Genomic DNA, 9876 nt, shown 5'->3' with positions numbered 1-9876 from the left:
GCCTCTGCACGGCATCGACGGCTACGCGGGGGAGATCGGCCACACCCTCGTCAACAGCGCGGGCATCGACTGCCACTGCGGCGCCGTCGGCTGCCTCGAGACCGAGGTCGGCCGCGCCGAGCTGCTCACCGTGCTCGGCCTCGACGAGAGCGAGCGGCTGGAGGAGGCGCTCGCCGCCTCCGAGGACCCGGCCGTCCGCGCCGAGGTCGAGCGCCAGCTCGGGCACCTCGCGGTCGCCCTGCGCAACGTGATCAACGTGTTCAACCCGCAGCTCGTGGTGCTGGGCGGCTTCCTCGGGGCGCTGATCGGAGTCGCGCCGGGGTTCCTGGAGGAGCGCCTGGGCCGCGGCGGCCCCTTCCGGGTCGCACTCGACTCCGTGCGCATCGTGCGGACCGAGCTCGGCGCCGATCTGCTCATGCTGGGCGCCGCCGAGCTCGCCTTCGAGCGCCTGCTCGCCGACCCGCTCGGCACTCCGCTCCACCCGGTCTGACCCGACGGCGGTCCGAGGGGTGGCGCCCCTGTCCGACACGTGATCGAATTGATTCGACCGAGCGGCGTGGAGCCGACGAGGTCCGCTCCCGCGCCGAGGACGACACCGGCCGCCCCCCTCCCTCCCTCCCACCCCGCTGCGCCCTGCGCAGGAAGGCACTCCGTGTCCACTCCCGCCTCGACTCCGACCGGCTCCCTCCCCGTGCACCGCCACCCGGGCGACGCCCTGACGGCCCGCCAGCGCCTCGTCTACGTGATCGTCCTCGGCTCGCTGACCGCCCTCGGGCCGTTCACGATCGACCTCTACCTGCCGGCGTTCCCCGCGCTGCAGAGCGAGCTGAACGTGTCGGAGGCGGCGGTCCAGCTGACTCTCACCGGCACGACCCTCGGCTTCGCGCTCGGCCAGCTGGTCGTGGGCCCCTGGAGCGACGCGGTCGGCCGGCGCCTGCCGATCCTCCTGGCCACCTCGCTGCACGTGCTGGCCTGCGTCGGCGCGGCGCTCGCCCCCGAGATCGTCACCCTCGGCGTCTTCCGCTTCCTGATGGGGGCCGGCGCGGCGGCGGGCGGCGTGGTCGCGATGGCGATGGTCCGCGACCTCTTCGGCGGCCGCCCGCTGGTGCGGATGCTGTCCCGGCTCGCCCTGGTGTCGGGCCTCGCGCCCGTGCTCGCGCCGGTCATCGGCTCGCAGCTGCTGCTGATCATGGACTGGCGCGGGATCTTCGTCTTCCTCGCCGCCTACGGCGTGCTGGTCGTCGCGGCCGTCGGCCTGCTCGTCGTCGAGACCCGGCCCCGCGCCGCCCGACACGAGCGCGAGCACCGCTCGCTCGTGCAGCGCTACCGGGCCGTCCTCAGCGACCGTGTGTTCCTCGGAGTGGCGGTGATCGGGGGCATGACGTTCGCCGGCCTGTTCACCTACCTCTCCAGCTCCTCGTTCCTGTTCCAGGGCCTCTACGGATTCGACGCGCAGCAGTACGGGCTGCTCTTCGCCGTGAACTCGCTCGGCGTCGTCCTCGGCGTGCAGGCGTCCTCCTACCTCAGCCGGAGGATCGGGCCGCAGTGGATCCTCGCGATCACGACGCTGACGCTGTTCACCTCCGCCGGCCTGATCGCCCTCTTCGACGTGCTCGGGCTGGGGCTCTGGGGCACGCTCGTCCCGCTGTGGTTCTTCATCGCGTCGTGCGGCTTCAGCTTCCCGTGCGTGCAGGTCCTCGGCCTGGTCAACCACGGCCGGGAGGCGGGGACGGCCGCGTCGCTGCTCGGAGCGGTCAACTTCGGCACCGCCGGACTGCTGTCGCCGATCTCAGGGGTATTCGGCGCCGGCTCGGCCGTGCCGATGGCCCTGGTGATGATGGCGACGGCGACTGTGTCGATCCTGGCGCTCTGGCTGATCGTCCGGCCGAGGAGCGTCCCGGCGCTGCAGGACTGAGCGCTCGGCTCCGGGTCCCGGCGGTCCGGCACGCCCCGCGCCTGCGGCTCCTCCCGGGTGCTCCGGCCCTCGCTGGATCCGCTCCCGAGCGCCGCTGCTACAGTCCCCTCCCATGTCCTCCCGCGACTCCTCCGCCCTGCTCGCCGAGCTCTCCGACCCCGACCGCGACGTCCGCCTCCGTGCGGCGATGACCCTGGGCGAGCTCGCCGAGCCCGCCACCGCCGAGCCCCTCGCCGCGCACCTGTGGGAGGAGCCGGACTTCTTCGTCCGCGACGTGCTCACCTGGTCGCTCGGCCGCCTCGGCTCCGCCGCCGTCCCCGTCGCCCGCGAGGCGCTCGGCCGCGAGCCACGGGTGCGCACGCAGGCGCTGCACGTGCTCAGCAAGATCCTCGACCCGGCGACGCTCGACGACATCGCCCCGCTGGCCGCAGACTCCGAGCCCGCCGTCGCCGCGAAGGCCCGCTTCGCGCTGGGCCGCCTCGGCGACGCGCGCGCGCTGCCGGTCCTGCTCGGCCTGCTCGGCGACGACGACGCGGAGGCGCAGAATGTGCTCACCGACGTCCTCGCCTCCTTCGGCGCCGCGGCCGTCCCCGGTCTGGAGCAGGCCCTCCGCGAGGGGTCCGCGCCGGTCCGGCGTCACGCCGCCGCCGCGCTCGGCTACCTGGGCGACGACGCGCGTCCTGCCGTCGACGCGCTGGACGGGGCCGCCGGCAGCGACGACTCCGCGCTCGCGGTCTCGGCCGTGATGGCGCTCGGCTCGATCACCGGTCCCGACGCGGCCGCCGCCCTCGAGCGGGCCTCCGCCTCGGACGACTCCCGCGTGAGCGCCGTCGCCGCGCGGCTCCTCTCGCGCTCCTCCGAGCCGACCCGGCTCGATGCCCTCCGCGCCGCCCGCCTGGCCCGCGCGGCCGGCTGAGGCGCGCCGCGAACCCCCGCGGGGGAAGGCCGGGGATCCGCAAGGCCGCTCGAACCCTGTCATGAACCCCGCCGCGCGGACGCCGGTCTTCCGATCGGTCGGCCGCGCCGCCCCGCAACCCCCAGCGGGGGAACGCCGGGTGACGGCATCATGTCCGAATGGATCATCGCGACGACCGCCTGTCGACCGAGCCCGGAACCGCGCGCCCCGACGCCGTCCAGCGCGCGCGGATGCGCGAGCAGGTGCCGTCCGACGACGTCGCCGCCCGGCTGCTGACGAAGGAGGCGGCCCACCGGGTCTCCCGCCGCTGGCCGCTGATCTCCGCGTCGCTCGCGATCCTGCTCACGGTGCTCCTCGCCGTGCTGATCGCCTTCCGCCCCACCTCGGCCTTCCGCTTCGACGTGGAGTGGATGGACGAGATCGTCGAGCACCGCTCGCCGGTCTGGGACATCCCGGCCCTCGTCATGAACACGGTCGGAGCGGGGCTCGTCGGGACGACGCTCATCCCGCTCGGCATCGTCGCCGTGCTGCTGGTGTTCCGCAGGCGGTGGGCCGCGCTCTACTACGCGATCGCCGCGCTGGTCAGCGTGGGCGCCACCCAGCTCGTCAAGGAGCTGGTGGGACGCGCCCGCCCGGCCGACATGCTCGTCACCAGCGACTACGGCTCCTTCCCGTCCGGCCACACCGCCAACGCGGCGACGACGGCGATGGTGCTGGCCCTGGTGTTCCCGCTGCTGTGGGTCTGGATCGCGGGCTTCCTCTACACCGTGGCGATGATGGCGAGCCGCACCTACCTCGGCGCCCACTGGCTGAGCGACACCGTCGGCGGCCTGCTGCTCGGGATCGGCGTGGCGCTCGTGGTCTGGGCTCCGCTCGCCGGCCGCCTGCGCACCGAGGCCGAGCTCCCGCACCCGCCGATCTGGATCCGCCGCACCACCTGACCGGCGCAGCGCTCCCCGCGAGGGCTTCGAGCCCCTGAGGATCGGCGCTCGAGGAGCGCGGAGGCTCGCCGATCAGGCGAAGGCGGCGAGGGAGTCGAGCTCGTTGAAGGTGTAGACGTGCAGGCCCGCGAGGCGGTCGCCCGCCGCCGCTTCCAGGCGCGCGACGAACGCGGACGGGTCGAAGCGGCGTCCGCGGAGGAGCCCGCCGGCCACCGAGGTGCTCCGCTTCAGGAAGCCGAGCGAGGAGCCCACTCCGATCCGCGCGCCCAGCGTCAGCAGCCGCGAGCGCTCGACCGGCCCCGGCACCCCCGCCCACAGATCGGCCGTGATCCCCGTCTCGCGGAGCCGGTCGGCGTAGCGGACCACCGCGTCGACGTCGAAGCACATCTGCGTGACGATCGAGCGGATGAACGGAGCGCGCTCGCGCAGGTGCCGCTCGATGCTCTCGTCGGAGAGGTGCGGGTGGCCCTCGGGGTAGCCTGCGATGTCCAGGGCCAGCCCGGGTGAGATCTCGCGGGCGTCGCGGATGAGCTCGAGGCTCGTGGAGTAGGTGCCGGCCGCCGAGGACGCGTCGCCCGAGATCACGAACGCCTCGTCGATCCCCGCCTCGCCCATCCGCCCGAGGACCCGCTCGAGTGCGGCGCGGCCCTCGACGTTCCGCGCCGCCAGGTGGGGCACCACGCGGAACCCGCGCCCGGCCAGCGCGACCGCGCAGTCCACGGTCCGCCCGATCCCGTGCTTCGGCAGGCTGGTCACGGTCAGCGTCATCGCGGAGGGGTCCGGGAACGCCCGCGCGGCGCGCTCGCCGATGTCGTCGGCCGGGATGATCTCGAAGCGCGCGCGGGTCATCGGCCCAGCCTCTCACGCGGAGGCGGAGCGGCGCGGGTGGTGGCCGCAGCCGCACGAGTGTCGGAGGGGCGCCCTAGCCTGGAGCCGATCGCCGCCCGGTGGTCGCGGAAGGAGTCGCGTGTACCTGGAGTCCGGCCGCGTGGTCACGAGCCCCACCGACCTGTCGAACTGGGCGGCCTGCGAGTGGGCGGTCCTCCGCCGGTTCGACGCCCTGCTGGGCCGCGCGCCGCGCCTCGAGGCCGAGAGGGACGGAATGCTCGAGCGCACCGCGGTACTCGGCGACGAGCACGAGCACCGCTTCCTCGCCGAGCTGAAGCGCACGCACGAGGTGCTCGAGTTCGAGCGCCCCGAGCCCGCCGGCTACCCCGCGGCGGCCGAGGCCGCCGTCGAGGCGATGCGCGCCGGGGTCGACGTGCTCTACCAGGCCACCTTCTTCGACGGCGAGTTCCTGGGCTTCTCGGACTTCCTCCTCCGCACCGCCGACGGCGCCTACGAGGTCTACGACACCAAGCTCGCCCGGCACGCGAAGGTCCCGGCGCTGCTGCAGCTCGCCGCCTACGCCGAGCAGATGCAGGCGCGCGGCATCCGCGTGGGGGAGCAGGTGCACCTCGTGCTCGGCGACGGCTCCGTCACCAGCCACGAGCTGGCCGTCGTCGCCCCGGTCCAGCGGGTGCAGCGCGCCCGGCTCCGCGCCGTGCTCGACGAGCGCCTCGCGGCCGACGAGCCGCTGGCGTGGGGCGATCGGCGCTACCCCTCCTGCGGACGCTGCTCGGTCTGCGCGCCCGAGGTCCAGGCGCACCGCGATCCGATCCTCGTCGCCGGGATGCGGCTGGACCAGCGGGCGAAGCTCGGGGCGGCCGGCGTGCTCACCCTCGACGCGCTCGCCGAGCACGACGGCCCCATCCCCGGGCTGAGCGCGGGCACGCTCGAGGGCCTGCGCGCCCAGGCGCGGCTGCAGCTGCGATCGGAGTCCTCGCCGGTGCCGGCCGTCGAGGTGATCGACGCCTCCGTGCTCGCCGGGCTGCCCGCCCCCGATCCGGGGGACCTCTTCTTCGACTTCGAGGGCGACCCGCTCTACACCGAGGACAACCGCGAGTGGGGCCTCGACTACCTCTTCGGCATGGTCGACGACCAGGAGCGCTTCACCGCGCTCTGGGCGCACGACCTCGCGGCCGAGCGCCGGGCGCTCCTCGACTTCCTCGCGCTCCTGCAGGCGCGCCGGGTCGAGCACCCCCGGATGCACGTCTACCACTACGCCTCCTACGAGCGCAGCCACCTGCTCTCGCTCGCGCTCCGCCACGGGGTCGGCGAGGAGGAGGTCGACGCGCTCCTGCGCGACGGCGTCCTGGTCGACCTGTACCCGGTGGTGCGGCGGGCGCTCCGCGTGGGCTCGCGCAGCTACTCGCTCAAGAAGCTGGAGCCGCTCTACATGGGCGAGGAGGAGCGGGACGCGTCCGGCGTCACGAACGCCGCCGACAGCATCGAGATGTACGTGGAGGCGCGCGCCGCGCAGAGGGTCGATCTTGTCGAGGGGCAGCGCGGGCTCGACCTCGTCGCCGAGTACAACGCCTACGACTGCCGCTCCACGCTCCGCCTGCGCGACTGGCTCCTGGAGCTCGCTCCGCCGCGCGAGGAGCTGCCGCCGCTGCTCGAGGTCGAGATCCCCGTGCCCCGCGAGCCGCACCCGGTCGCGGTCGCACTGCTGGCGCAGGTCGAGGGGATCGAGCCGCGCGAGCGCACGGCCGACCAGACCGCGCTCGCCCTCGCCGGCGCGGCGATCGACTACCACCGCCGCGAGGCCAAGACCTTCTGGCAGGAGCACTTCGACCGCCTCCGGCAGCCGCTGGACGAGTGGGCGGACACCCGCGACGTCGTGATGATCGACCGGGTCGAGGTCGTCCGCGACTGGGCGAAGCTCCCGCGCGCCCGCACTCAGTCGCGCGAGCTGCGGATCCTCGGCCGGCTCGCTCCCGGCAGCCGGCTCGGCACCGGCTCATCGCCGTACCTGGTCTACGAGGCCCCGGCGCCCCCTGGTGCACCCTCGCCCGGTCCCGGTCTGCGCGGCGCCTCCGAGCGCTCCGAGATCCTCGGGGTCGACGACGACGGGGAGCGGATCGTCCTGCTCCTCAAGGAGGGCCTGAAGGCGGGGGAGGATCCGCACGACGACGCTCCGGTCGCCCTCGCCCCCGCGCCGCCGCCGCGCGCCGCGCCCCAGCCCGAGGCGATCGCGGAGTGGGGCGGCGAGGTCCTCGACGCGCTGCCCGCGATGCTGGCCGACCCGGCGCTCGACGTCCTCCGCCGCGTGCCGCCGGGAGCCGTCGCTCCGGTGCAGGGCGACGACGTGATCGGCGCGGTCGTCACCACTCTGCTCGGACTCGACCGGGCGACCCTCGCGGTGCAGGGTCCGCCCGGCACCGGGAAGACCTACGTCGGCTCCCACGTGATCGCACGGCTGGTGAACGAGCACGGCTGGCGCATCGGCGTGGTCGGCCAATCGCACTCGGTGGTCGAGAACGTGCTGAGCGCCGTCGTCGGCCGCGGCGTCGATCCCTCCCGCGTGGCGAAGGTGCCCAAGAACGGCACGCCGCCCGAGGCGCTCGAGGCGGCGCCCTGGGCGCCGGTGAAGAACGCGGCGGCACTCACCGCGGTCCTCGAGGAGGGCGGCGGCTGCGTCATCGGCGGCACCGCCTGGACCTTCGCGAATCCGGTCACCGTGCCGCGCCGCTCGCTCGACCTCCTGGTGGTCGACGAGGCCGGGCAGTTCTCGCTCGCCCCGACGATCGCGTCGGCCGTCTCCGCCCAGCGGCTGCTCCTGCTCGGCGATCCGCAGCAGCTGCCCCAGGTGAGCCAGGGCGCGCACCCGGAGCCGGTCGACGAGTCGGCGCTCGGCTGGCTCGCCGACGGGCACGACGTCCTCCCGCCCGAGTACGGCTACTTCCTCGCGCAGACCCACCGGATGCACCCGGCGCTCTCCGACGCCGTCTCCGAGCTGTCCTACGAGGGCGCGCTGCGGTCGCGGGCGCCGCAGGTGCGCCACCTCGAGGGGGTCGAGCCGGGCGTGCACTCCGTCCCGGTCGAGCACGCGGGCGACACCACCTCCTCGCCGGACGAGGCGAGGCGCGTCGTCGAGATCGCCCTCTCCCTCGTCGGCCGCGCCTGGACCGACGAGCACGGCGAGCGGACGCTGACCGCGGCCGACGTCATCGTCGTCGCGCCCTACAACGCCCAGGGCGGGCTCCTCCGCACCGCCCTCGACGCCGCGGGCCTCGAGGAGACCCCGGTCGGCACGGTCGACCTCTTCCAGGGCAGGGAGGCGGTGGTCGCCATCGTGTCGCTCGCCGCGTCCTCCGGGGCCGACGTCCCGCGCGGGATGGAGTTCCTCCTCCTGCCCAACCGCCTGAACGTCGCGGTCTCGCGCGCGAAGTGGGCGGCGTACCTGGTGCACTCGCCGGCGCTCGCCGCCTCGCTCCCGACCTCGCTGACCGGCCTCGGGCACCTCTCCGGCTTCCTCCGCCTGCTCGAGCGGGGGGAGCGGGCCGCCCTGTGACGGATCCGGTGGCCTAAAGGTGCGCTCCGCTCCGATTCCGTCGGTGCTCGGCATGGTGGACGACGCGATCCGTCGCTACGGTGTCCCCATGAGAATCCTCCTGGTCGGCGCCGGCGGCGTCGGCGACGCCTTCGCGAAGATCGCCGCGCGCCGCTCCTTCTTCGAGCAGATCATCGTCTGCGACTACGACCTCGCCCGGGCCGAGCGCACGGTCGCGTGGATCGCGGAGCGGCACGGTGCCGACGACCGCTTCGTCGCCGCGCGGATCGACGCCTCCGACGCCGAGAACGTCGAGACCGTCGCCCGCGCGCACGGGGCGACCCACGTGATGAACGCTGTCGAGCCGCGCTTCGTCCCGACGATCTTCGCCGGAGCGCTCGCCGCCGAGGCCGACTACCTCGACATGGCGATGAGCCTCTCGCTCCCGCACCCCGAGCAGCCCTACGAGCTGACGGGGCTCAAGCTCGGCGACGAGCAGTTCGCCGCGGCGGAGGAGTGGTCCTCCCGCGGCCGCCTCGCCCTGGTGGGCATGGGCGTGGAGCCGGGACTCTCCGACGTCTTCGCCCGCTACGCCTCCGACCACCTCTTCGACGAGATCGACGAGCTCGGAGTGCGCGACGGCGCGAACCTCGTCGTGCACGACGCGGACGGCCGCGAGATCTTCGCTCCGTCCTTCTCCATCTGGACCACGATCGAGGAGTGCCTGAACCCGCCGGTGGTGTTCGAGCGCGACCGCGGCTGGTACACCACCGCCCCCTTCTCGGAGCCGGAGGTGTTCGAGTTCCCCGAGGGCATCGGCCCGGTCGAGTGCGTGAACGTCGAGCACGAGGAGGTGCTGCTGATGCCGCGCTGGCTCGACGCCAAGAAGGTCACCTTCAAGTACGGCCTCGGCGAGCAGTTCATCGGCGTCCTGCGCACCCTCCACCTCCTCGGCCTCGACAGCACCGAGCCCCTGCGGGTCCGCTCGGCCGGCGGTCCCGTCGAGGTCTCGCCGCGCGACGTCGTCGCCGCCGCCCTGCCCGACCCCGCCGGCATCGGCCCGCGGATGACCGGCAGGACCTGCGCCGGCCTCTTCGTCTCCGGCACGAAGGACGGCGCCCACCGCGAGGTGTACCTCTACCACGTGAGCGACAACGAGTGGACGATGGCCGAGTACGGCACCCAGTGCGTGGTCTGGCAGACGGCGCTCAACCCGGTGGTCGCGCTCGAGCTCCTCGCGACCGGCGTGTGGACCGGCGCCGGAGTGCTCGGGCCGGAGGCGTTCAGCGCCGACCCGTTCCTCGAGCTGATGGCCCGCCCCGAGGCCGACGGCGGGTACGGACAGTCCTGGCACGTCCGCGAGGACTGATCGGCGCCGCCGACCTAGGCTGAGCCCATGAGTGACGACGACGGGCTCGCCTCGGCGAGGGACGAGGCGCGCGCAGCCCTGGAGGCCGCCCGCCGATTGCAGGCGGAGGCCGCCGAGGCCCTGGCGCGAGCGGAGGCGGCGGCCGCGGCGCTGAACGCGGCGGCCGGCCCGGAGGAGGCGGAGGCCGTCGCGGACGACGTGCGGCTGGTGGCGGCGTCGGGGAGCGGAGCGGAGCAGTCCGCTGCTCCGGTTGCTCCGGACGCCGACGCTCCGGACGCCGTCGCTTCCGGTCCGATCGCTCCGGATGCACCTGCTCCGCCCACCCCCTCGGCGCCCGGAGCGTCGGCGTCCGGAGCAACC

Annotated in this window: 7 protein-coding genes and 1 pseudogene; 7 read left to right on the top strand and 1 reads right to left on the bottom strand. The window is 74.3% G+C overall.

Annotated features, from left to right (window positions below; translation table 11 throughout):
- The 4 genes from C5C56_RS17005 to C5C56_RS16990 all read left to right on the top strand — a co-directional run.
- The coding region (locus tag C5C56_RS17005; protein ID WP_146086523.1) for an ROK family protein at positions 1-490 on the top strand (490 nt) is incomplete at its 5' end.
- Between the two features lie 162 nt (positions 491-652).
- Positions 653-1915, top strand: coding sequence for a multidrug effflux MFS transporter (locus C5C56_RS17000; protein WP_104314786.1), 1263 nt, complete (start codon positions 653-655; stop codon positions 1913-1915).
- A 112-nt stretch (positions 1916-2027) separates the two neighbouring features.
- A complete protein-coding gene (locus tag C5C56_RS16995) occupies positions 2028-2831 on the top strand; it encodes a HEAT repeat domain-containing protein (RefSeq protein ID WP_104319987.1) in 804 nt (267 codons plus the stop codon).
- Between the two features lie 158 nt (positions 2832-2989).
- Complete coding sequence (locus tag C5C56_RS16990; RefSeq protein ID WP_258062797.1) at positions 2990-3772, top strand: phosphatase PAP2 family protein; 783 nt, start codon at positions 2990-2992, stop codon at positions 3770-3772.
- Between the two features lie 72 nt (positions 3773-3844).
- Here C5C56_RS16990 and C5C56_RS16985 read toward each other — a convergent pair whose 3' ends face one another.
- Entirely contained in the window at positions 3845-4621 is a 777-nt protein-coding gene (locus C5C56_RS16985; protein WP_104319986.1) for a methylenetetrahydrofolate reductase, read from the bottom strand.
- A gap of 118 nt (positions 4622-4739) precedes the next feature.
- Here C5C56_RS16985 and C5C56_RS16980 point away from each other — a divergent pair, with 118 nt between their 5' ends.
- The 3 genes and pseudogenes from C5C56_RS16980 to C5C56_RS16970 all read left to right on the top strand — a co-directional run.
- Positions 4740-8168, top strand: a complete 3429-nt coding sequence (locus C5C56_RS16980) for a bifunctional RecB family nuclease/DEAD/DEAH box helicase (protein ID WP_104319985.1) — start codon at positions 4740-4742, stop codon at positions 8166-8168.
- 88 nt (positions 8169-8256) lie between these two features.
- A complete protein-coding gene (locus C5C56_RS16975; protein ID WP_104319989.1) occupies positions 8257-9516 on the top strand; it encodes a saccharopine dehydrogenase family protein in 1260 nt (419 codons plus the stop codon).
- A gap of 27 nt (positions 9517-9543) precedes the next feature.
- Positions 9544-9876: pseudogene (locus C5C56_RS16970) on the top strand (dihydrolipoamide succinyltransferase); the annotation flags it as partial.

The organism is Rathayibacter sp. AY1D1, from assembly GCF_002932635.1.
Classification (GTDB): Bacteria; Actinomycetota; Actinomycetes; order Actinomycetales; family Microbacteriaceae; genus Rathayibacter.
The sequence above is the reverse complement of the archived record's forward strand: the minus strand, read 5'-3'. Positions and strand labels throughout refer to the sequence as shown.